Origin of the sequence: Ruegeria sp. SCP11 (assembly GCF_040329455.1) — a bacterium.
Taxonomy (GTDB): Bacteria; Pseudomonadota; Alphaproteobacteria; order Rhodobacterales; family Rhodobacteraceae; genus Ruegeria; species Ruegeria atlantica_E.
In genome coordinates, this window is record NZ_JBDZYG010000025.1 from 1 (window position 1) to 22,002 (window position 22,002).

The 22,002-nt window shown below is 56.3% G+C and carries 15 protein-coding genes and 1 pseudogene; 7 read left to right on the top strand and 9 right to left on the bottom strand.

Annotated elements, in window-relative coordinates; translation table 11 throughout:
• The 6 genes and pseudogenes from ABLN94_RS23595 to ABLN94_RS23620 all read left to right on the top strand — a co-directional run.
• Positions 1-177, top strand: a pseudogene (locus ABLN94_RS23595) (integrase); the annotation flags it as partial.
• A 644-nt stretch (positions 178-821) separates the two neighbouring features.
• Entirely contained in the window at positions 822-4,268 is a 3,447-nt protein-coding gene (locus ABLN94_RS23600; protein ID WP_352997020.1) for a DUF4132 domain-containing protein, read from the top strand.
• Complete coding sequence (locus ABLN94_RS23605) at positions 4,259-5,359, top strand: ATP-binding protein (RefSeq protein WP_352997022.1); 1,101 nt, start codon at positions 4,259-4,261, stop codon at positions 5,357-5,359. The genes ABLN94_RS23600 and ABLN94_RS23605 overlap by 10 nt, the downstream gene beginning before the upstream one ends.
• 21 nt (positions 5,360-5,380) lie before the next feature.
• Positions 5,381-7,786 (top strand): DUF5682 family protein, encoded by a 2,406-nt coding sequence (locus ABLN94_RS23610; protein WP_352997024.1) that lies wholly within the window; start codon positions 5,381-5,383, stop codon positions 7,784-7,786.
• Entirely contained in the window at positions 7,783-8,910 is a 1,128-nt protein-coding gene (locus tag ABLN94_RS23615) for a VWA domain-containing protein (RefSeq protein ID WP_352997026.1), read from the top strand. The genes ABLN94_RS23610 and ABLN94_RS23615 overlap by 4 nt, the downstream gene beginning before the upstream one ends.
• Entirely contained in the window at positions 8,907-10,886 is a 1,980-nt protein-coding gene (locus ABLN94_RS23620) for a hypothetical protein (RefSeq protein WP_352997028.1), read from the top strand. The genes ABLN94_RS23615 and ABLN94_RS23620 overlap by 4 nt, the downstream gene beginning before the upstream one ends.
• A 422-nt stretch (positions 10,887-11,308) precedes the next feature.
• On the opposite strand, the gene ABLN94_RS23625 is transcribed toward ABLN94_RS23620, so the two are convergent.
• Both ABLN94_RS23625 and ABLN94_RS23630 read right to left on the bottom strand, forming a co-directional pair.
• Complete coding sequence (locus tag ABLN94_RS23625; protein WP_352997030.1) at positions 11,309-11,836, bottom strand: hypothetical protein; 528 nt, start codon at positions 11,834-11,836, stop codon at positions 11,309-11,311.
• Between the two features lie 32 nt (positions 11,837-11,868).
• Positions 11,869-12,732, bottom strand: a complete 864-nt coding sequence (locus ABLN94_RS23630; RefSeq protein WP_352997032.1) for an NmrA family NAD(P)-binding protein — start codon at positions 12,730-12,732, stop codon at positions 11,869-11,871.
• A 135-nt stretch (positions 12,733-12,867) separates the two neighbouring features.
• On the opposite strand from ABLN94_RS23630, the gene ABLN94_RS23635 reads away from it, so the two are divergent.
• A complete protein-coding gene (locus ABLN94_RS23635; RefSeq protein WP_352997033.1) occupies positions 12,868-13,755 on the top strand; it encodes a LysR family transcriptional regulator in 888 nt (295 codons plus the stop codon).
• Between the two features lie 565 nt (positions 13,756-14,320).
• On the opposite strand, the gene ABLN94_RS23640 is transcribed toward ABLN94_RS23635, so the two are convergent.
• The 7 genes from ABLN94_RS23640 to eutB all read right to left on the bottom strand — a co-directional run bounded on the left by ABLN94_RS23640 (position 14,321) and on the right by eutB (position 22,000).
• Complete coding sequence (locus ABLN94_RS23640) at positions 14,321-15,694, bottom strand: aspartate aminotransferase family protein (RefSeq protein ID WP_352997035.1); 1,374 nt, start codon at positions 15,692-15,694, stop codon at positions 14,321-14,323.
• 28 nt (positions 15,695-15,722) lie between these two features.
• A complete protein-coding gene (locus ABLN94_RS23645) occupies positions 15,723-17,198 on the bottom strand; it encodes an NAD-dependent succinate-semialdehyde dehydrogenase (RefSeq protein WP_352997037.1) in 1,476 nt (491 codons plus the stop codon).
• A gap of 114 nt (positions 17,199-17,312) precedes the next feature.
• Positions 17,313-17,792: an Lrp/AsnC family transcriptional regulator gene (locus ABLN94_RS23650; RefSeq protein ID WP_352997039.1), complete on the bottom strand. Its 480-nt coding sequence runs from the start codon at positions 17,790-17,792 to the stop codon at positions 17,313-17,315.
• 12 nt (positions 17,793-17,804) lie between these two features.
• The gene (gene doeB, locus ABLN94_RS23655) at positions 17,805-18,797 is read right to left on the bottom strand and encodes a N(2)-acetyl-L-2,4-diaminobutanoate deacetylase DoeB (RefSeq protein ID WP_352997041.1); all 993 of its coding nucleotides are present in this window, start codon (positions 18,795-18,797) and stop codon (positions 17,805-17,807) included.
• Between the two features lie 3 nt (positions 18,798-18,800).
• On the bottom strand, positions 18,801-19,988 hold the full coding sequence (doeA, locus tag ABLN94_RS23660; RefSeq protein WP_352997043.1) for an ectoine hydrolase DoeA: 1,188 nt from the start codon (positions 19,986-19,988) through the stop codon (positions 18,801-18,803).
• A gap of 19 nt (positions 19,989-20,007) precedes the next feature.
• On the bottom strand, positions 20,008-21,000 hold the full coding sequence (gene eutC / locus ABLN94_RS23665) for an ectoine utilization protein EutC (RefSeq protein WP_352997045.1): 993 nt from the start codon (positions 20,998-21,000) through the stop codon (positions 20,008-20,010).
• On the bottom strand, positions 20,993-22,000 hold the full coding sequence (gene eutB / locus ABLN94_RS23670) for a hydroxyectoine utilization dehydratase EutB (protein WP_352997047.1): 1,008 nt from the start codon (positions 21,998-22,000) through the stop codon (positions 20,993-20,995). Before eutB ends, eutC begins: the two co-directional genes overlap by 8 nt.
• Between the last annotated feature and the right edge of the window lie 2 nt (positions 22,001-22,002).

The window sequence follows — 22,002 nt, forward strand, 5'->3', positions numbered from 1 at the left end:
AGTGCATATGGAACCCATTCAATGAGGCGCACGAAAGTCACCCAAATCTACAAGAAAACCGGCAACCTCAGAGCGGTCCAGCTCTTACTAGGTCATACCAAGATGGACAGTACAGTCCAGTATCTCGGCGTCGAACTAGAGGATGCCTTGGCCATCGCCGAAGCCATTGAGATTTAGTGCCAAGGGGTCGCCTTCGTAGGCGGCCCTTTGCTGCCATTGAGCTTTGCCCACCGATGTTGCGACGCGGCCCGTTTAACCTGCCGTTCGCTGCGAGCGCAAAAATCTGAGGTTGGTTTAACTAACGCAATTGGCAACATTGCGCCCGTTATTTTACGACTGGCCCAAGGATGTCTTGAGATTATCCAAAAACAAATCGTCTTCGTCAGCGGGAGAGGTAGGTCTCTGAAAGATACAATTGGCTCGACCAGCTACATCCCGGCCGCTGTTTTTTTGCCACTTTTTGTCCGTATAAAGCATTCGTGGCTCAATTGAAGATTGGGCTTGGCCAGATTGGCTTTTATCAACTTTGTAATTTCTTTTGTTGAGGTTCACCTTTGCGCGCTATTTTTTCAAACCTGCTTAAGATTCCCGCAACCGCCAGCCCAGTTTCTAAGGATTTAAGAAGGCTTTCCAGTCTGCAGAAAGGGTTGGGCGACAAGGCCGCAAGCTATGCCATTACAGGTACGGACGGAAGCGTCCTCTCCACTTTGGCGAACCTCGACGCTGCGAAAACGCTCGGTTTGGATAGCAGGTACTCAAATAATCCCGGTGATCTAGCGAGAAGACATTACATCGCGCGCAGCGCGAAGGATGCGGTCTTGTTGGCGCGTTACGGAGAAGTGCTTGCCGCAGCGATCGGCAATGAACAGGATTATCTGGCTGGATCAAAACATGTGCCTCTGTCTCTGCGGATCCTATTTACAGAGGCGGGCATGGGGCTGGTCAAATCCACGAACCGCTGGCCGCGCGAGATGATTGAGGCCAAGTCATGTGTGCTGACACCGGAATTTTGCGCAGAAATTTGCGCGGCAAATGATACCGGGCTCGAAAACCTTTTCGACATTTTGTTTAACGACGACGGTCGATGGAACAGCTGTGACGACATCCGTCGTTTGATCGACATTTTTGATTTCGCGACTTTGGCGGATAAGTACAAATCCGAACTGCTGATTGCGGGTCGGCGCATGGCTGCGGGTGGTAAAGTGCTTTTGATCAGCCAGATGCGCAAATGGGATATGTTCGGCGACGATGAGACGAAGAGCTTTTTGGTCGAGATGTCGGCCGACGGTGCAAAGTCGGTGCGTCATGAGGCTGTTCAGACGATGATGACATTGCAAGAAGAACAGCTTTTGCCAATCGCTCGTGACAAGCTGGAAAGCGGCACGGCCACGGTACGAGCGGCAATGGTCGATCTGCTTGCAGGACTCAGGTCAGAGGCCGGGTTTGATCTTCTTCGAACGCATCTTCAGTCAGAAAAAACAGCGCGCATCAAAGCCGCCATCGAAAGTGCTCTGACCGTCGAAGAAGCGACACAAGCGGTCGAGGAGGGTACAGGCGACGAAACCGGATACCTTGCGCTTGATGGAAGCCGAGTAGAGATACCGCCGCTGCGCCCGCTGTCCAAAGAGCCCGAATTTGTTTTCGGAGCTGAAGACCAAAAGAAACTCGCGGACATTATTGCCAAGGAAAACGCCGAGATTGACCGACGAAATGAGGCTCGCAAGGGAAAATACAAATACGTTGAGCCCAAACTAAAATCGTCCATGGCCGGGCAAATCATCAAACTGTTCAATGGGCCGCCGGAAGCTGCAGGCCGTGAAGGCCATTCGGCTATGTGGCAATTCCTGAACTTTACCGCTCGGGACAAGTGGACGGTCGAAGCCCTGTCACGGATGTCGCCGGATCGCGCGCTGTGTTTCGTAACGGCGGCTGAACGCAATTTCTATGGGGCGTTTCATTTGCAGGGTTGGGGTGCAACACACGCCTTTTTAGTGCGTTATGTCAACGGTGCTGATGCTGATTACCGGACGTTGGAAACTTTGAATGCCGATATGGGAGAGATTCAATCCGGCCCCTGGAGCAATCGTAAGACGCGTAATGCCGAACCGGGCGACCTGATCCGCGGCGAGCTGGGTCGGGAATGGGGAAACTATGATGTCGCCGACCTGAACCGGGATGCACTGTGGCCCTTGTTGGCAGAGAGCTTTGACATATTTGACGAAGCATTCGGTTTGCGCCCAGCGGGTGAACCAGCACCTCGCAAGATTCGTGCCATTCAGTTCCTGCGCCTATTGCCCAAGACACCACAGCGGTATTATGGCCCGTTACTTGAAGTCGCAACTGGAACAACAAAATCAGGTCGCGCAGAAGCGCGCGCGATGTTGGAGGGTGCTCCGGGATTGGAAGATCGCGCCATTGCCTTGTTGGAGGACACGCGGCAGGATGTCCGATCGGGTGCGGCGGAGTGGCTTGCCGATCTTGGCGTTCGGGCAGCGATCAAGCCGCTTAAGGCGCGGTTGAAAAAAGAAAAATCTGACCTTGCCAAGGCGGCCATTCTCACGGCGCTGTCGCGTTTGGGTGTTGAGTTGACGGACTATGTAGGTCCTAAGGCGCTATTGGTAGAAGCGGAAAAGGTTCTGAAAAAGGCCAAGTTCGACAAACTGGACTGGGTGATCGGCGATCACTTCCCCGCACTGAAGTACAAAGGCGGCCAGAAAGTCCCTGCGGACGTCATTAAGGCCTGGGTTTTTCTGGCCAACAAGCTGAAGCAACCCGGTGGCAATACGTTGTTTGACATCTACCTGGATCAGCTTGCGCCCGAAAGTGCGCGCGCCCTGTCCACCTGGATCTTCGACGCCTGGATCAACTATGACACCGTTCGCCCAGGTGATGAAGAAGCCAATGCCCATGCCGAGAAACATGCCGACCAGAATTGGAAGAGCATGAAGCGATGGATCAAAGACTATACCCGCGAGCAGGCTTTCCGTGAATTATACAACGGTTTCAAAAGCCAGTACCTGAACTCGGGGGCGGCGACCAAAGGTGTTCTGGCGTTGACTAAACATGTCGACCCAGCCCATGCGGCAGCTTCAGTTCGGACTTACCTCAAGCAGCATGGATCACGCACATCTCAGGCCTCATCCCTTCTAGATCTGCTGGCCGCCAAGGGTGATCCGCTGTCGCTGCAGATTGTGATTTCCGCAGCCACCAGACTGAAACAGAAGGGTGTGCAGGCTCATGCTGGACAGTTGATCGAAGCCGTGGCCGAGTCCCGGGACTGGAGCATGGATGAACTCGCTGACCGGACTATTCCAACAGCAGGTCTGAATGAAGATGGCGTGCTGGATTTGCCAGTCGGATCTGAAGAAAAGCCGTACTCAGCCCGTATGGATGACCAGTTCAAGCTTGTTGTCTGCAACCCCGACGGGAAGCAGATCAAGGGTTTGCCGTCGGGCGATGATGACAACACTAAAGCCAGCAAAAAACAACTTTCGGCGTCAAAGCGTGAACTGAAGCAGGTGGTCAGTCTGCAAGGCGAACGCCTTTACGAAGCGTTGTGCGCGGAACGGCGTTGGCCTGTGGCGGACTGGATGCGCGACTTTCGCGATCATCCTCTGATGGGGCGGCTGACAGAACGGGTCATCTGGCTTGGCGAAGACGAAGCCGGTGAGATTGTGACGGCCTTTCGTCCAACCGCCGAGGGCGACTATGTGGGTGCTGAAGACAACGAAGTAGACCCCGGGAGACTTCATTCCATTCGCATCGCGCATGGGGCCTTGCTGACGGAAAGCAATGCCAAAGCCTGGGGCGAACATTTGGCTGATTATGAGGTGAAGCCTCTGTTTGCCCAATTTGGTCGCGAACTTCTGGCACTTAATAAAGAGATGGGTAAAGCGACCCGGATCGAAGACCGTTTGGGTTGGGTCACGGACACGTTCACCTTTCGCGGTTCCAGTACGCGCCTCGGTTATGAGCGCGGCGAAGCTTTAGATGGTGGGTACTTCAACGAATACGTCAAAACATTCCGCAGTGCCGGTCTTTGTGCTGTGATCGAGTTTTCGGGTAATTGTCTTCCCGAAGAAAACGTCGCCGCAGCCCAGATGCATCTGGAATTCGTCAAACTGCACGGGTCAGGACGCCGTGGACGTGCAGTGCCTCTGGCCGACGTGCCGCCGGTACTGCTGTCCGAATGCTGGAATGACTATCGGGAGATGGTTGCCAAAGGCAGCTTTGATCCCGATTGGGAAAAGAAGATGCCATGGATTTAACACCGACTGCTGACAATCCTCAGAAGCTGCCTGCGGAACAACGTTATCAAGACGAGCTCGCTCGCCTGAAACAAGCAGACAAAGACCCGAAGCCAGCGGGCTGGGCACTTTCGCCCCGGGCAGTGCGACGCTTTATTCTGGGCGACAAGGAATTGGACGTCAGCCGCAAGTTTTTTGGCGACGATCCTTTGGTGGACCGCTGCATCGTGGCGTTGATGGGTCATCAGGGATTGATGCTGGTGGGCGAACCCGGGACAGCCAAATCTTTGCTGTCAGAACTTCTGTCTGCGGCGATCGGCGGAACTTCGGGGCTTGTGGTTCAGGGCAGCGCCGGGATCATCGAAGATCATCTGCGGTATGGCTGGAATTATGCGTTGTTGCTGGCCGAGGGACCCAGCGAACGAGCTCTGATCCCGTCTCCGGTTCTGACTGCGATGAAGGAAGGCAGAATAGCCCGGATCGAAGAACTGACCCGTTGCGCTCCTGAGGTGCAGGACGCGATGATTTCACTTCTTTCCGAAAAAACCATCGCGCTGCCTGAATTAGGATCTGGTCGCGAAGTCCGGGCGGAGCGTGGTTTTAATGTTATCGCTACGGCTAACCTCCGAGATTTGGGGGTGAACGAAATGTCCAGCGCGCTAAAACGCCGGTTCAATTTCGAAACTGTCGCGCCGATCGCGGACGCTGCGTTCGAAAAAGAGCTGATTTCGCTCCAGGTTGCAGAACGCATGTCAGAGTATGACTTCCAGACCGATATGCCCGAAGATGTGCTGGACGTGGTGGTGTCAGTGTTTCGCGACCTTCGCACCGGACGTGCCGAGGATGGTGCCGTTGTGGCGCAACCTAAATCCGTCATGTCCACGGCCGAGGCCGTGAACGTGGCACATGGCGCCTTGTTGGACGCTGCATTTTTGTCGGGCGAAAATCCGACAGGTGCGCATGTGGCGCGGCAACTGCGTGGTGTTGTTTTCAAAGATGACGCCGAGGATGCCCGAAAACTGCGCGCTTATGTGGATACGATCGCGCGTGCGCGTGGCCGAAAAAGCAAGGCTTGGGCGTCCTTTCACAAGGCTGCTAAAGATGATGTTTGACCGCTGGCGCAAGGGCTGAACATGCAGGGCGAAGCTCTGATTCATCAGGTACACAAGGGTCTATTCCAACCCGAGGCTGGGCTTTATCTGGCACCGATCCGTCATCACTCCCCGGCCTGTGCTTGGGCTGTGCGTTCAATGATACGCGAACTCAAACCCTCTCGGGTTCTTATCGAAGCCCCCCATGATTTGGCCCACCTGATCCCGCATTTGTTGGACCCGGATACTGTTCCGCCAGTGGCTGCAGCCAGCCTTCTGGATCAGAAATCAGGACCACGTTTGGCGGCCTATTACCCTTTTTGTGTTCATTCACCGGAATGGGTGGCCTTACGTGAAGGGGCCGCGATCGGCGCAGATTTACGTTTCATCGACTTGGGGTCTGACGCTAAAATGATGGCGAGCGACCCGAGTGACACAGGTCCGCGCGCTTTAGTGCAAGAACAGGGATTTGACAGTGGTGACTATGTGCAAGCCCTGTCTAACCGGCTTGGATGCCGCGATGGATATGAACTTTGGGATCACTTGTTTGAGACCCGTCTGGGTGAGGACGACTGGCGCGGCTTTCTGGGCGACGTTGGGGCCTACTGTGCGGCTTTGCGTGCTGCGACGCCTCAGGACGAGATTATCGCGGGAACTGATCCTCAGCGTGAAGAATATATGGCCGCCTGTTTGCGCGATGCTTTGGCAGAAGGAGTGGAAAAGGGCCCTGTGATCTGCGTGATCGGAGGGTTTCACGCGGGACCACTGCTGGACCCTACCTGCACCGCAAAAAGGACCCGCGCCGCTGACAAATCTGAGGCGTCCTCGTATCTGATCCGATACGGGTACAAAGAGTTGGATGCACTCATGGGCTACGGCGCAGGGCTGCCGCAACCGGCCTATTATCAAGCCTTGTGGGATCATGCCGAGGCGCGGAGCTCCAGACCAGACTGGGCGTCTTTGGCACATGCAGTCACAGCTGATTTTGCGCAGCATTTGAGAAAAACAGGGAACGGTGTTTCCGTTCCCGCCCAGGTGGAACTGTTACGTACCGCCGATAGCCTTGCTCGGCTGCGTGGCCGGCCTGGGGCCCTGCGGCATGATCTCTTTGACGGGGTCACTTCGGCACTGTTGAAAGGCGAAGCCAGCAGTGCGGACGTATGGCGCGAACGCTTTACACTGTTCCTGCGCGGGAGTGCCTTAGGTGAAGTCAGCGAAGAAGCCGGCCAGCCTCCTGTCGTGGCGGATGCACGGGCGCAGGCGCGACGATTCCGCTTTGACATTTCAGATGGGCAACGGCGCGAGCGCTCTTTGGATATTCGTCGGAAACCAGCCCATCTTGCTGCATCAAGGTTTGCCCATGCAATGGCGCTGCTGGATACCGGGTTTGCCACAAGAAACGGTGGCCCGGACTTTCTAAACTCGGTTCAGACCGGGCTGCTGTTCGAACACTGGGATTATGCCTGGTCGCCTGGTGTCGAGGGCCGGCTGATCGAGGCGGCGGTTTATGGCGACACTGTAACGGCTGCATGCATGGGCAAACTATTTTCCTATCGACATGCATTGGCGGAAGAGGGTCGCGCAGACAACCTTGAAGCCCTGGTCGGACTGTTCAAACAGGGTCTGTTGGCAGGTCTGGGCACTGACCTCTCGGACTTCCTGTCTGAAATCGGAGGCGCGATCACCCGGTCGGCTGACTTCCCCGATGCGGCGCGCGCCATGGTTGACCTGCACGCAATCGAAACATCACGCGGGCCTCTTTCTCTGCATGAAGCATTAGAGATTGAACCGGTGATGCAGCAAGTGTTTGCGCGGATGATTTACTTGTGTGACGATCTTGCAGGTATGCGAGACGAAGCCGTTCCTCCCTGTCTGGACGCGTTGCGCATGCTAGCGGAACTGATGCGTGGTCCCGGGGCAGAGGCTTTTGATGGACCGTTGTTCGACGCCGCACTTGACCGAGTGGAACTGAGTGATCCCGATCCCGCACTTTTAGGCGCAATTGTTGCAATCGGGGTAGAGGCCGGTCGCAAATCTGGCACTTCTTTGGCAGAGCTGTTGTCCGCGCAGATGAGGGGTAGCACACCGAACCTGCCGACCCGTCTGGCAGGGTTGCGCGGGGTCCTGTCGGTTGCTCCAACGCTGTTGTGGACCGTATCTGGTGTTCTCGGCTCGTTGGACGAGTTTCTGGCAGGTCTGCCAGATGATGACTTCCTCGAAATCCTGCCTCATTTGAGGCTTGCCCTATCCGCTCTGTCTCCGCGCGAAGCTGATCAGGTCGCAGCAGCGCTGACGCGTCGACATGGTGGAAGTGCCGCGGAATTTACTGCGCACTATCACGAAGTCAGTGCCGAAGAGGCCGCGACGGGCATGTCGATAGACACCGCCTTGCGTAAGGAAATTCGGGCTGATGGGCTTGAAGAATGGATCCTCGGAGAAACAGGATGACCGAACAGGATCCAAACAGCATCAAACGTCGTTGGCGCCTTGCCCTTGGGCGCTATGCCGAACGGCAGATGGGCGCACTTTCGGGAGCGGATGCGCGCGCGGATCAGGCACTGGATTACCTATATGGCCGCGAATACCAAAAGCGTGGCCTTCACCGGCCAACCGGACCCGGTTCGCTCGACCCCACGCAGATGAAAGCCCTGGACTGGCTGGGAGAAGCTCGAAAGCTGTTCCCACAAACCGTCTTCGAGGTGCTTCAAGATCATGCGCTGGATCGCTATGGTTTGTCCGATTTGTTGGATGACCCCAAGACGCTCGAAAACCTTGAACCCAATCAGGACCTGCTGAAAACCCTGCTTAGTTTTCACGGTCGCGCCAAACCGGAAATAAAAGAGAAATTGCGTCAGGTGGCGGATGCGGTCATTCAGGATATTCTGCGACGGCTTAAGTCAGACGTACAGCGTGCTTTTTCAGGCCGTCGCAATCCGTTCAAGCGATCCCATGTGGCGTCGGCTGCGAATTTCGACTGGCGTGGAACATTACGGCGAAACTTGAAGAACTTTGACCCCGAAAGCGGCCGGATTATCGCAGACGATTTACGCTTTGTGTCACGTGAACGTCGGCGATTGCCTTGGTCCGTAGTCCTGTGTGTAGATCAATCAGGGTCAATGACCGACAGCATTATCCATTCAGCTGTAATGGCAGCGATTTTGTCAGGCCTGCCGGGTGTGAACGTTTCTATGGTCTTGTTCGACACATCAATCCTGGACGTCACGGATCGCCTGACCGATCCCCTTGAAACTCTGTTATCCGTTCAATTGGGGGGCGGAACAGACATAGGACGAGCGGTTGAATACTGCGAGCGTTTTGTCGAGACACCTGAGCGCACAGTCTTTGTTCTAATCTCGGATTTCGCTGAAGGTTCCAGCCCCCGCAGGCTCTGTCGTGCAGTCGCCCGCATGAGGGAAGCGCAGGTCAGGATGATCGGGTTATCCGCACTGGATGATCTGGGTGATCCCTATATGGACAGGCAGATTGCCGAACGGCTCGCCGGGTTGGGAATGAATATCGCTGCAATGACACCTGACCGTCTTGCGCTGTGGTTGGCCGAGGTGATGCGGTGAGCTTGCTCAACCTGATTGCGTCATTCGATGATGATGCTCTGGTCGCTTTGGCAAGCAAGGGCCTGTTGCGCCGGGCGTCCAAAACCGTCGGCGACGCGCTTATCACGCAAATTGACGAGGGCAGTGCAGATGTAGAAGTGGGTGACCATAAGGTCTCAATACCCAGGGCCGGACCCCAGCAGGCGACGTGCGACTGCCCGGCTCCGGGAGTATGCAGCCATATCCTGACTGCAATGTTGGCCTTGCGAGAGCGCTTGAACCAACAGGGAACAGATAGCCAAGACGCACTTGCTGCGCATGAAGGTGAAGAAACTACCCCCGATATCGAAACTGCTTGGCCAATACCAACGGCTGTCGAGGATATTGCCGCAATAGGATCATCGGTTCTTCGCAAGTTTGCCGGTGCCGATTACAGCGGCGCGCTTGTTCTCGCTGGATCGGTTGAGGTCGAAGACCGCGGCTCGAATGTTGCAATAAAATTCTCAGCGCCGGAGGCGACGGTTACATTTGTCGCGGGGCAGTCGCTTAACGCAGCACTTTACAAAGGGCCCACTTCTCGAAAACGGTTGGCTATTGCTGCAGCAGCACAAGCGATCAGAGATCGCGCTGGCGTAAAGAGAGATGCTTTTGCAGTTGGAAACGAAACAGCTCCTGCTCTTGCAGATGACATATTACAGGCGACCAGGGATGCGATAGAGGCCGCTGTTCCGCAGGTTTTTCGCGGGTCGCCTTCATTGGCACAAGAGCGGTTGTTTGATTTGGCTATTTCGACCAAGGTGCAGTCCGCCCCGCGCCTGACTGCACTGTTGATGTCATTGTCGGTACAAGCAGGTTGGGCATATAATGGCGACATCCGGTTTGACGGGGGACAGTTTTTGGGCGCATTGGCAAATGCCTATGGGTTAGTTGAGGCGCTTAGAAAATCTCCGAATGAGGTTGACCTTTTAGGAGCGGCGAAGCGTAAATTTGCACCAGCAGAATCGATGGATCTTTGGGTGTTGGGGTCAACCGGATGGACGTCCATCAGTGGGGCCCGAGGGCTGACCGTGTTTCTTCTAAACCCCGATACGGGGAGATTCCACACTGCTACTTTAGCCCGTGGGGCCGGTATGGATGGGACCTTCACACCTTCCCGAGCTTATGAAAGTCCGCTTTGGGGTGTGTCATCAGTTGCGGAACTCTCTGGGAAGGCCGTAACTTTGAGCCAACCCCTTTTGGCGCAGGATGGGCAGCTTTCGACCTCTGAAAAGACCCAGGTCAGCGTCAAAGGGTCGGTGTCTTCGAACGATCTGCAAAGCTGCATGTCTCTGATCCGTGAATGGACTGCGCTACGAGTGCACTTACGTGGTCGGATCGAAAACGGTCTGAAGCGTGGAGCGGTTACTGTTCCGGCATTGATTGCGCCTACTGCGATAAAAGAGCCGCTATTTGATGATGTTTCCCAACGATATAGCTGGCAGATTCAAGACCAATCCGGCGCAATACTTCACCTGTCGGCGCGACCGCAGAACATGGAAAACCTCAAGAATTTACATGCCCAGTTTTCCGCTACTTCTGCCCTGTTGATCGAAAGTTCCGTAGAAAGTGGAGAGTTGGTTCACAGGCCTGTTTCGCTGTTACAGCCTAACGGATCCGGGATTAAGGCAGTTGACTTGTATTTTCAGGCTTCTGGTGACCGAAGTATATTGTCGCAGGCCAAGGCGCGCGCATTGCGAAGTTTTCTTCAGTTTCAAGGCCCTAAGACGTCGAGGCCTCAGACCGGCTTTGCCGCTGAGGTTCTAAATCACCTGGCTGAAACCTGTCGGCATCTGAATCCGGAGACACTGAGTCACCTCGCGAAACGTGCAGAGGCACGACAGCTTCCGCTGCTTGCACAGTTGCTTGAACGATCGGCCGAAGAAGCAGCCCCGCGTGGCCTTCTCGCAGCAGCATACATTTGCACGGAAATCACGATGGCTCAGGAGCTTGGCAAATAGGCGTTAAAATCGAGGACGCGGCCCTAACTAATTAGTTTTCCCGAGAGGGAGCGCAGCACCTTCACTCTGACATTTCAGGGCGTTCAGATTATCCAAACCCTGCCGCCCCCAAAAGGAGATTGTGGCACTTTAAGCCCTCCACAACGAATCAAGAACGGCCCAAAGCTGCCTTTCATCGACCATTCAAGATGCTGCGGCTGCAGCCTGCTTTGCGGTCATTCGCTGCGAGCGCAAAGTCTGGACGAGACCGAAGTCCTGACTGAGCTTCAAGCCCGGCTCTCAGCGATCATTATCTACTACCCAAGGCAATATCACAGCATGACACCACTCAAGCTGTTCATCCGGCATTCACAGAATGGCGCCAAATAGACACGCCCGGCAAAGTGAAATTTTTCGCCGGGCGCTTTGTCTGTTCTCGCGGATCAGAAATTTACGGATACAGGCGAAGCGAGCTTTGACCCGGTCACCTGCGCTACCGTGGCTGGGGTGCCAAGCGTGGCTGTATCGGGGGCCGGACAATGCTGCACCGAGTAAGGCAAGTAGTAGAGGTCCGCTTCGGCTTTGAACGATTCTGCACCATCCAGAATTTCGCCTCGATAGACGGTGATGTTCATTCCGTTGGGGGCTCCCGTCTCGGCGTCCGCGAGAAACGCAAACATGCGGATTTCGAAACTGTTGCCTTCGACCTTGGTAACGCTGGCAGGGCTGTCGGTGAACTTCACACCAGCAGCACCAAACATCCAACCCCCAACAATGTCAGCAGTGCCATCGGCATCAACATTCATGATGTTTTGGTAGGCCCCGCCATTGGGCAGCACGCCTGTCACTTCAACAAACCAGGTGCCAACAAGGTGTTTCTGGACCACGTTGGTGTCGTCAGCAGCGACGGTTGTTGTCGCAGTGAAAATGACGCTCAGAAAGAACAGGATGCTATGTAGCAAGCCTTTCATGTCTGTTTCTCCATTTCGTGTGCGTGCGAGTTTCAGAATTGCTGAGCGGCGTCAGTGGCGAATACGTCGATGTCGGTCGCTATTTGCCCTGTCATTTCTTCAAACACTTGGGTTGCAGGCCGCTCACCCGCGTCCGCCCATCGTTTGAAGAGGGTCATTACTGTAGTGGTTATCATGTCCGGGAGGCCAAGCGCTTCCAATCCCGCTTTTTGCTCTTCGTAGGACATGCTGACATATTGGATGTCCTTGCCAAGCGCATTGGAAAAAGCTTTCGCCACATCATAGTAGCTGATCGCACGCGGGCCGGTGATTTCGTAGATTTCACCATTGAACTCATTCGACGTGAGAGCAATGAACGCGGCCCTGGCAACATCCCGTGTATCGACCATCGGGATACGCGCATTCCCCAGATACTGCGCAAACATTCCGTTGTTCTTCATATAGCCGGCATGCATCTCCACAATGTTCTGCATGAAGTAATGCGGCCTGAGAATGACATACTCGAGCCCACTTGCTTGCAGATAGGCATCCGCATCCGCATGATCTTCATACATCGGCAGGCCTTCGGCATCGTTGGCCGGTTCCGCCGAAAGCCGGACAATCTTACGAACACCGGCGGAAACGGCGCGATCAATCAACCCCTTGTGCAGGTTGGGCATGTCGGGCGAAGGGCTGCTGAGCAGGGACACCGTATCAATGCCGCCAAGCGCGGTCTCAATGCCGGACCACTCCCCCAATGCCCCGCGAATGGTCGGCACGTTTTGGGCAGCAAGACTTGCGGCGCTCTCATCGCTGCGTGCCAGTACTTTGTAGTTTTCGGCACTGTCCTTCAACAGACCGACAAGCGGGGTTCCAATATTACCGGTGCCACCAATGACAAGGATGTTGTTGCTCATGGTCTTTCTCCATCTGCATTGCGTAGAAAACGCGGGTTTCGTTGACAGCCATGAATAGAGGCTTCGAAAATGATGCGGAACTTGCTATTATTGCGTTTCTTCGTTCCATTTTTGCACCAATTGCTGGAGGTCGTTATGAAGGTATTTGAATGGGATGATCTCCGGATATTCCTCGCGGTCCAGCGCGGACGGTCTGTGCGGGCAGCCTCGAAATTGCTGAATGTCAGCCATTCAACCGTTTCACGACGCTTGCAGGCCATGGAGGAACAGATCGGGATCAAGCTCTTCATCCGCCAACCGGAAGGTTTCATCCTGACCGAGATCGGCGAGGCCATGGTGGAACGGGCCGAACGTGTGGAAAGCGAGATCATCAGCATGGAGCGGGAAGTGTTCGGCCGCGATGCCCAACTGGCCGGGCCGGTGCGCATTTCGGTGCCCCCGTTGTTGGCACAGCATCTGCTTATGCCCATTCTCGCCGAATTCACGGCTCTCTATCCCGATATAGATATTGATTTGGATGCGACGTTCGAAGTCGCCGATCTCAGGCGCCGCAATGCGGATATTGCGATCCGGTTCTCGGAAACCCCTGACCCAGGCCTCGTTTGCCAAAAACTGCCGGATATAGCCAACCTGATTTACGCCACACCAGAATACATCGAAACGCATAAGTTTGACGGGCCAGATCCCGACGCCCGGTGGGTTGTTCTTGGGAGCAAGGAAGTCCTGGCGCACTGGCGGCAGGGGTCGACCTATTCAGCTTGCAAAACTCAGCACGTTATATCTGACATGCAGGCACAGGTTAGCGCCGTGAAAGCGGGGTTGGGCTTTGGATATCTGCCCTGTTTCGTGGCGGACGCAGATCCTAGATTGATGCGCCTTGCCAACGCTAAACCGCAATTCATCCCAGCATGGGTTCTGACCCACCCTGATCTAAACTCGACTGAACGTGTCCGGATTTGCGCACGCTTCCTAACTGGCGCAATTTGGCGCATCGAACACATAATCCTGGGAGGAAGGCTTTAAGTAGTCTGATATGGCTGGTTCGATTGTTGGAGCCTGACTGGCCGCCGATCTATTGACACCCTTTCTTCCGGCGTCTGTGGTCCGTATGCTCATCCTTCATTGGGCTAAATGCAGAACTTCCTGTGATGAGAATAAATGGCCGGTTAGGTCTACCATTCTCACGCGATTTGGCTGCGGCTGCTAAATGCTGCAATTGCTCGCTCGGTAAAGTGGGCTCGTTGCTGCCATCGGGAGGATGCAGCATGTGGGCCTGAGAATCCGTTTGCTCCGTTAAGGACGGCCCAAAGGAGACCTTCATCCAAACGAGTAACGCTGCGGTGCAGCTTTCGTATTACTGCCATTCGTGCGGCCCGCAGCATTTGCTGCCTCCGTTGATGGTGATACGAAGCAATGCATGAATTCACCGTGCTTACTCCAACACCGGATTTCAGGTGTTCCAACATTTCCAAAAGAAGCGACAGGTGCCACCGTTGGTTGAATGGGTTTGAAAGATCAGCCGACAGGCCTGCCGGCTGATTCCCATGCAAAAAGTGGACTATCCCGGCTATTCAGCGGGGAAGTGATGTCAGCCCAAAACAGTCTGAACTGCGCGCGCCGTTGCGGCGACCACTTGATCTGCTTCTGCGCGGCTCAGGCAGAACGGCGGTGCAAAGCCCAGAATATCGCCCTGCGGCATTGCACGGGCAATCACCTTGTCCTGTTCCAAAAGCTTGGCCGAGATCAGTGGACCGATCTTGTCTGCGGCATCAAAGAAGGTACGTCTGTTCTTGTCCTTCACAAATTCCACCGCACACAGCATGCCCTCACCGCGGACGTCACCGACGTGAGCATGGCTCGATAGCGCCTCTGCCATGGCGGCGTTCAGATAGGCCCCAGTCTCACCTGCGTTCTGCACCAGATTCAGCTCGTCGATCAGCTTGAGATTGGCAATACCGGCGGCGGCACCGATCGGATGCGCTGAGTAGGTCCAGCCGTGTCCGATCGGGCCGTTATCGTCAGTGCCCTGCTCCAGCACTTTCCAGACTTTGTTGGAGACAATGGAACCCGAAAGTGGCGCATAGGCCGATGTAAGACCCTTGGCGATGGTGATGATGTCCGCTTCGATCCCGTAGTGATCTGAGCCGAACATGGAGCCAAGGCGCCCGAAACCGGTGACGACCTCATCAGCGACCAGCAGGATGTCGTGTTTTTTCAGAACCGCCTGGATCGCCTCCCAGTAGCCGGCAGGCGGCGGAACGATACCGCCGGTGCCCAGAGCGGGCTCTCCGATGAAGGCCGCGATGGTGTCCGCACCTTCGCGCTCAATTAGCGCTTCCAATTCGGCGGCACAGTGGGCCACAAACTGCTCCTCGCTCTGATCCAGATCTTCGCGGCGGTAATAATAGGGTGCTTCGGTATGGATGACCTGCTCTACCGGCAGATCGAACTTCTTATGGAACAACTCCAACCCGGTCAACGAACCGGTGACCAGCCCAGAACCATGATAGCCGCGCCAGCGGGAGATGATTTTCTTTTTCTCCGGGCGACCCAGGATGTTGTTGTAGTACCATATCAATTTGACATTGGTTTCATTCGCGTCCGAGCCACCGAGGCCAAAGTAAACTTTGGACATGTTTTTCGGCGCGCGGTCCAGGATCATTTTCGACAAGGTGATCGACGCCTCGGTGCCGTGGCCCACATACGAGTGGTAATAGGCCAGCTCCTTAGCTTGTTCGCCAATTGCCTCTGCGATCTCTTGCCGGCCATAGCCGACGTTCACACAGTAAAGGCCGGCAAAGGCGTCCAACAGCTCGTTGCCGTCACGGTCTTCGATGAAGACGCCGGATGCGGTCTGGATCACCCTGTTCGGGCTTTCACCGCGGGCGTGCTGGGCCAGATGGGTTGAGGGGTGGAAAAAATTCTCGCGGTCCCACTGGTCGAGTTGATCATTCTTCAGCATTTTGCTTCCTTTCTCGTCCGCGAGAGGTTCAGGCCCAGTCGCGGCAAACGTATTTAATCTCAGTGAATTCTTCCATGCCTAGCCGCGCACCTTCGCGGCCAAGGCCGGATTGCTTGGTGCCACCAAACGGGATCGGTGCACCTGTTACTTTGGTGCGATTGACGGCCACCATACCGTATTGCAGGGCGCGGCTCAGCCGGTATATGCGGCGCGGATCATGGCTGTGGAGATAGGCGACCAATCCGTATTCGCTGTCGTTGGCACGGGCGATTACTTCTTCTTCGGTATCGAAGGCGGTAATTGGGGCGACGGGGCCGAATGTCTCCTCAGACATGATCAGAGCACCCTCAGGCACATCAGTCAGAACAGTGGGTTCATAGAACAGCGGCCCCAGTGGATGCCGCTTGCCGCCGCAGGTCAGTCTGGCACCTTTGGCCAGTGCATCCGCGACATGCTCCTCCTGTTTCTGCACCGCCTTTTCGTTCATCAAGGGACCGAGGTCGCGGTCATCCATGCCCTTGCCGATTGTCAGGGCTTTGGCGGCTTCTGTGAACCTCGCGCAAAACTCAGCATAGACCGGGCGCTCAACAAAGATCCGGTTGGCGCCAAGGCAGTCCTGACCGGAGGTGGCGAACTTGGCCTTGATGGCTTCATCCACAGCTTTGTCCAGATTGCAGCCTTTGAAAACAATCACCGGCGCGTGGCCGCCCAACTCCATCACCAACCGTTTCACGGTGTCTGCGGACTGGCGGTAAAGCAACTTGCCGATATTGGTCGAGCCGGTGAAGGACAGCGCCCGCACCCGGGTATCACGAGTCCAGGGCTCAACCACGGTAGAAGCTTTGCCCGTCACGATGTTGAACACACCCGGCGGGAAGCCTGCGCGTTCCGCCAGTTCTGCCAGTGCAAGGGCGCTAAACGGGGTTTCGCCTGAGGGATGCGCCACAATCGTGCAGCCCGCCGCTAGGGCCGCTGCGGCCTTGCGGGTCAGCATGGCAGAGGGGAAGTTCCACGGCGTGATCAGCGCCGCCACTCCCATCGGCTCGCGCCACAGTTCCACCTCGGCGTTCGGCAAGTGGCTGGTTACGCCTTCGATATTGGGTCGTTTAGCCTCTTCTGCGTAGAACTCCACAAATGCCGCGCCATAGTCGATTTCACCGCGCGCTTCAGACAAGGGTTTGCCCTGTTCCAGCACCATGATGCGGGCAAGGTCTTCTTTGTGTTCCAACTGAAGTTGGAACCAGCGGCGCAGAATTGCGGAACGTTTTTGCGGCAAAAGACCAGCCCATGCCGGAAACGCAGTCTGAGCTGCATCAACTGCGGCAGAGGATTCTTCTGCTGATAGGCTCGCCGTATGCCCCAGTTCTGCGCCGTCCGCCGGATCGCTGACTGGGAAAGTTTCGCCGTTGTCAGCTGCGCACCACTTGCCGTTTATATAGGAAAATGAGCGCACCAAGGCCTTGTCGGCAATGTCCGCACGGGCAGAGAGAGCGGTCTCTGTCATGTTTGTCCTCCTCACGTCTTGCAGAGGAAACTGACGGTTTAGAACAGAGGAAGTGACTGAAGTTAAATGGTCGCGCAGAATAAATAGCTGCCGCTCGGGTGCTTTCGCGCTTAATCAGTCGTTGCCAAGCAGAATTTCCAGTGGCGGCACGCCCGCTCCTTTCACGGGCTTGGTCACCACATAGGTGAAGTAACGGCTAAGGCCGATGCGGGCGTCCAGCATCTCATCGATCAGGCGCTGATAAGCGTCGATATCTCGAGTAACGATCTGCAAAAGGTAGTCAAATCCACCCCCAAGCGCCCAGCAGGCAATCACTTCGCTGTATCGCTGCATGGACGCTTCAAAAGCACGGAAACTGGCGGCGGTGTGATCGGCGATCTCTGCTGCGACGAAAACGGTCACGTGGGGCGCCAGTTTCTTGAGGTTGATCCGGGCGCCGTAGCCTTCGATAAGCCCAGCCTGTTCCAGCTTTTTCAGCCGGTCCCAGCAGGGGGTTGGCGACAGGCCAATCCGCTCGGCCAGCGCGGCCTTGGTGATGCGGCCCTCGGTCGAGAGCACGCGCAGAATGTCGAGGTCGCGCTGATCCAGTTGCATGCACGGGCCCTATCAGGCACTGGTGACGCCGACAACCGCCACGCAGTCACCGGACTTGATCAGGCCGGGGAAATGGCGGCTGATCACCAACCCGGCACGCAGGGCCCGGTATTCCACGGGCGGCTGCCCGGTTCGATCCAACGGCCAAACGCGAGCGATCAGGTCCCCCTTGGCGACCGGCTCGCCCAGATCAGCCATCACCTCGTAAAGACCGTCGCCTTCGCTGAACAAAAAGCAGTCGTCATCCGGCATCGTCAGGCTCACGGTCTCATCAATCTGCATCTCACCTTGCAGGATGCCGAAATGGATCAGCACATTGCGCAGGCCCTTCTTGGCAATGGAATTGCTGCGCGCCGAGGATGAACCGCCGCCGCCAAGCTCTGTGGTGACCAGAACTTTGCCCATCTCTTCAACCGCGGTGTCATACATGCCCGCACTGTCAATCTCCAATAGCTCCACCGAATAGGGCGCGTTGAACGCCTTCATCGCCGCAAAGCAGGCCTCCTGTGTGGCTTTGTCATCCAGGATATGCGCCGCGGCAAAGGGGACGAAGTCCAGCGTTTTACCACCAGAGTGGAAATCAACCGCCACATCCGCCAGCGGCAGCAGTACACGCTGAAAATAGTCTGCGATCTTTTCGGTCACTGTGCCGTCTGGGCGGCCCGGGAAGGACCGGTTCATATTGCCCTTGTCTATGGGCGAAGTGCGCGTACCAGCGCAGAACGCCGGATAGTTAAAGGCAGGCACGATGATCAGCCGCCCGGTCACATCGTCGGCGCCGGTGGTTGCGGCCAGCTCATGCAGGGCAATCGGGCCTTCGTATTCATCGCCGTGATTGGCACCGGTCAAAAGCGCGGTCGGCCCCTCGCCGTTCTTGATCACAGTCAGCGGGATCATCACCGACCCCCAAGCGCTGTCATCGCGGCTGTAGGGCAGTTTCAGGAAACCATGGTGCACCCCGTCCTGATCAAGCGGAATGGTGGGGGAGATCGGGTTTGGCTTCATGGATTAGTCCTTTACCAGCAGTTTGCGCGGCACGTTGGACAGGCATTCCGGGCCGTCCGCGCCGATGCGGATGCTTTCGGTGATCTCGAAACCCCAGTCCTCCATCCAGAGGCCGGTCATGAAATGGAAGGTCATATTCTCTTCCAACACCGTCGTATCACCGGGGCGCAAAGACATGGTGCGCTCACCCCAATCCGGCGGGTAAGAAACGCCAATCGGGTAACCGGTGCGGCTGTCCTTCTCGATGTCGTATTTCTTAAGCACCTTGAAGAATGCCTTGGCAATGTCCTCGCAAGTGTTACCTGCCCTGGCCATTTCCAACCCTGCATCCATGCCTTCGAGAACTGCTTTTTCCGCATCCAGAAAAGTCTGTGTTGGCTTGCCGAGGAAGACTGTGCGTGACAGCGGGCAATGGTAACGGTGCACAACACCTGCGATTTCAAAGAACGTGCCTTCGCCGGATTTCATTGGCAGGTCGTCCCAGGTCAGATGCGGAGCCGCGGCATCCGGCCCCGAAGGAAGCAACGGCACAATGGCGGGGTAGTCGCCGCCAAAGCCCAAATCCTCGTCATAGCGAAGACCTGCGTCATAGATTTCGGCTGCCAGATCGCACTTGCGAATGCCCGGCTCGATCTTGTCAAAGATGCGCTTGTGCATCCGCCCAACGATCTTGCCAGCCTGGCGCATATAGGTGAGTTCGGCCTCGGATTTCACCGCGCGTTGCCAGTTTACCAAAGCGTTGGCATCACCAAAGCGAGCGTTGGGCAGATGTTTCTGTAGCGAGGCATAGGCGGCGGCGGTGAACCAGTAATTGTCCATCTCAACGCCGATATTGCCGCCGTCCAGGCCACGGTCCTTCAGCTGCGCCGACAGGTAATCCATTGGGTGGCGTTCGGTCGATTGCACGTAGTGGTCCGGGTAGCCGATGATATTAGCAGGATCCATGAAACAGGTGCGCAGGGCACCATTGGCATCCTGACCACGGCCATACCAGATCGGCTCGCCTTCCATGCTCAGCACCACACATTGATGCACATAGAAAGACCAGCCGTCATAGCCGGTCAGCCAGTTCATGTTGGACGGGTCGGTGACGATCAGAAGATCGAGACCGCGGCGGGCCATTTCTTCTCGGGTCTTATCCAGGCGCTCTTGGTATTCAGCGCGGGAGAAATACAGCTTGGGGTCTGCCATATGCGTGGTTCCTGATTGATCAGCTGGAGAAAGTGGAGCCGGCACCCGCCGCATCTGCGCGGTTGCCTGCAAGAGTTGCGATGGCGGTGTCCTGAACACCGGTACCGGTCAAATCGGCGATGATCAGATCACTGTCCGATTGGCGGCCGGTGGCTTTGCCCGAAGTGACATCACCCAACTCGGTAAAGCTTCGGTCCTTGGAGATCAGTCCGGCTTCGATGGCACTGCGCAGCTCACCCTTGACGGCGCACTGCGCTTGGCTGTCGGGGACGTACAGGTCTGCCTTGGTCAGGCAGGCTGGCTCAATCTCACATTTGTGCTCCTGATCGGATCCCATCGCAATAACCAATTGCCCCGGCTGCAGCCACTCTGCCTGAATCACAGGCGCAGCTGCGGGTGTGGTCGTAACAACGATATCCGCCGAGGCGACGGCATGGGCCACGTCCGAGCTAACGGTTACATCAATTCCAAGGTCCTGGCGCACGCTGGAAGCTGCGGTTTCAGCCTTGGCTTGGTCCCGAGCCCAAATCACGGCGCTTTTTACCCCGCGCACCAGGGTCATGGCCTTGAGTTGCATCTTCGACTGCACCCCGGCACCGATGATGCACACATGCGACGCGTCCGTCCGCGCAAGGTGGCGGGCTGCAACTGCCCCCGCGGCAGCGGTACGCACATCCGTGAGATAGCCATTGTCCAGAAGCAGCGCCTCGAGAATGCCGGTCCGGCTGGAAAACACCACCATCAGCCCCGTTGTGCTTGGCAGACCAAGCTTGGGATTGTCGAAAAATCCCGGACTCATCTTCATCGCAAAACTATCGATCCCCGGCACATAAGCGGTTTTCACACAAACCTCGCCATTGTGATCCTGCACCGGCAGCGTCATGATCGGAGGCATCACCACTCTGCCTCCGGCAAGCGTCGTAAAGCCCTGTTCGACGCAATCCACCGCGTCACCATCCAGTGGCACCAGATCGCGGAGTTCCGCTTCGGTCAGAATCTTGATGTCAGGCATCTACGCCTCCATTGGCTTCGGTTTCTACATCGACGTTTTCCCCGTCGATGATGCGCTTGTGCAGGCCCATGTCGATGTTCTGACCGCTGACCAGCGCAGCACAATGGCCGGGGTGTTCTATCTTACCCGCGAGCAGAGCGGCGATGCCGACACTTCCAGAGCCTTCGATGATCTGGCGTTCTTCGAAATAGGCATGGCGGATGGCAGCCGCGATTTCCTCTTCCGAGACCAGCACCACCTCATCGACAAGAGCCTTGGTCATTTCAAAGGTATAGGCATTGTCGAGCCCAATTCCGCCGCCCAGGGAATCGGCGAGTGTTGCTTTTTCCTCCACCTGAACCGGCTTGCCCACCTTGAGACATTCATACATTGCTGCGCCACGTTCCATGGTAATGCCGATCACCCGGATATCCGGGTTTGCAGACTTCAGCACGATGCCCACGCCGGAAATCAGCCCGCCGCCGGACAGGGGCACCAGCACGGTTTCCAAATCCGGCGCCTGTTCCAGCAATTCCAGTGCAACCGTGCCCTGACCAGCGATAATGTCGCGGTGATCAAAGGGCGGCAACATGGTCATACCTTCGGCGACCAGCCGGTCGACCTCGACCTGCGCATCGTCTTGCGATCGGCCCACAATGCGGACCTCGGCGCCGTGGGATTTGATGCCTTCAACCTTATTCTGCGGCACTAATTCAGACATGCAGATGATGCAGCGCACTCCGGCCTGAGCGGCGGCATAGGCAAGCCCGCGTCCATGATTGCCAGTTGAGACACCCACGACCCCCGCCGCGCGCTGTTCATCCGTCAGCGACATGACCGCATTGGTGGCGCCACGCAGTTTGAAACTGCCGGTGATCTGTGTACTTTCCAGCTTCAGCGCGACCTGCCCGCCGCTCAGCTTGCTGAGCAAGGGCGAGTCCACAAGGGCTGTCCGCCGGATACGCCCGGCAATCCGTGCCTGTGCTTGATAGCTGTCCTGAAGGGTGATTTTTTTCGTCATTG